Source organism: Oscillatoria sp. HE19RPO (assembly GCF_024220515.1).
Classification (GTDB): domain Bacteria; phylum Cyanobacteriota; class Cyanobacteriia; order Cyanobacteriales; family Laspinemataceae; genus Laspinema.
The window spans coordinates 1-1,329 of record NZ_JAMXOT010000491.1 but is presented as its reverse complement, the minus strand read 5'-3'; the positions used below and the strand labels follow the sequence as shown (position 1 = coordinate 1,329).

Annotated in this window: 1 protein-coding gene; it reads left to right on the top strand. The window is 51.7% G+C overall.

Annotated elements, in window-relative coordinates; genetic code table 11:
* The coding region (locus NG833_RS30010) for a YncE family protein (protein WP_254568922.1) at positions 1 to 1,329 on the top strand (1,329 nt) is incomplete at both ends.

The window sequence follows — 1,329 nt, the reverse complement described above, 5'->3', positions numbered from 1 at the left end:
GGAGAAAATCGATTTACCGTGGCGGTAGAAATACCAGAAACCATTGCCCTGGGAGAAGCAGAAATCGTGTTAATCCGACCCCAGAAACAGCGTTTGGGAACGAATGTAGACCAATATGAAATTATCGAACTGGAAACGGAGCGACCGATTCAACTGGCACCAGTCTGCCTGGAACATATTTTGGCAGCCCAAGAGTCGGGAGATAGCCTGTCGGTTTTGAATGTGAGTTCTACCGAATCGGTTATCCAGGGGTCAAATAGTTCCGATTTGCTGACGGCGAAAATTCCTGTAGGGACGCCAGATGCGGTTGACAAGCCGGTTGAAGTGGCGGCAACTCACAACGGGACGCGAGCTTATGTGCCCCTAGCTCAGTCGGGTCGGGTGGCCCTGGTAGATTTGATGACCCTGCGACAGGTAGATACCAACCCCTTGACGACTGGAGAGATAGATCCGATCGACCTCCCGGCGAATGCCGCTCCCGGGGCGATCGCGATCCACCCCACGGACAAATACGCTTATATTGCCGACTCGAACTCTGGGGCGGTGTATGTGTTGGATATCGATCCCCTTTCCGACGCTTACAACCAAGTGACTGAAACGATTTCCCTCGCTTCGGCCACCTCTGGAGTGGCAGGCATTGAGCTGAGTCCCGACGGACGCAAACTTTTTGTGGCGGCTCCAGGTTTCCCCAATAGCCAGATTATCGTTATCAACACCGATCTGGCAGATCGCCCCAGTGACGAGAGCGCAAACACCCGTCTGTGGCACGAACCAATTGGCGAGATTTCTGTTCCCGCTTGGGTACAAGGGATAACGGTTGCCGAGAATTCGCAACAAATCGCCTTTACCACTGTGAGCGATCGCTATGGTTTTGGGGCGGTGGAAATTACCAACGACGATCCGCTCTTATTTGCTACCAGGGAGCCAAAATATGCCTCTTTAAGTCTCGGTTCGTTTGCCGATTATTTTGATATTAATCGAGCGGTGGATGTGGAGGTGATGGCAGATGGGGACTATGCTTTTGTGGCGGCGATTAATAACAGCAGCCAAACCAATGTAGAAAGTATAGACGGACGGCGAGCGGGCAGTAATATTGGCATTATTAAAGATCCCTTTGGCCCCGAACCGACGTTGGTGGCGGCAACTCGTCCCATTCCCGGCGGTTTGACGACGGATTTGGAACTCTCAAGAGGCGATCGCTATTTATGGGCTTCTTATCCGGGGTTGAAATTAGACTCGACGGAACAAGGTGCTTTATTGGGTTTCAACGTTGAGGAGATAGTCAAAGCGGTAGAAAATCCGGGCAATTTCTACCTGGATAGCAAACAG